The organism is Psychrobacter sp. TB20-MNA-CIBAN-0197 (assembly GCF_040309765.1).
In the GTDB taxonomy this organism is placed as follows: Bacteria; Pseudomonadota; Gammaproteobacteria; order Pseudomonadales; family Moraxellaceae; genus Psychrobacter; species Psychrobacter submarinus.
The window spans coordinates 1-270 of sequence record NZ_JBEOPC010000648.1 but is presented as its reverse complement, the minus strand read 5'-3'; the positions used below and the strand labels follow the sequence as shown (position 1 = coordinate 270).

Annotated in this window: 1 protein-coding gene; it reads right to left on the bottom strand. The window is 59.6% G+C overall.

The window, feature by feature from the left end; all coding sequences use genetic code 11:
• Positions 1-8: 8 nt before the first annotated feature.
• On the bottom strand, positions 9-270 hold a 262-nt coding region (nuoK, locus tag AAEY83_RS15360), incomplete at its 5' end, for an NADH-quinone oxidoreductase subunit NuoK (RefSeq protein ID WP_502945198.1).

Sequence of the window (270 nt, the reverse complement as noted above, 5' to 3'; positions counted from 1 at the left end):
GAGTAGGTTCATCCGCGCATCTCACTGGCAGCGTCGATATCGAGCGTGTGGAAGCGGCGATACAGTTGCAGCAGGATCGCCAGACCAATACTGGCCTCGGCTGCGGCAAGGCTGATCACCAGGATGAACATGATCTGTCCATCCGGCTGCGCCCAGCGGGCGCCCGCGACGATGAAGGCCAGGGCAGAGGCGTTCATCATCACTTCCAGACTCATCAACACGAACAAAATGTTGCGGCGGACCATCAGGCCGACCAGACCAAGGCAGAAC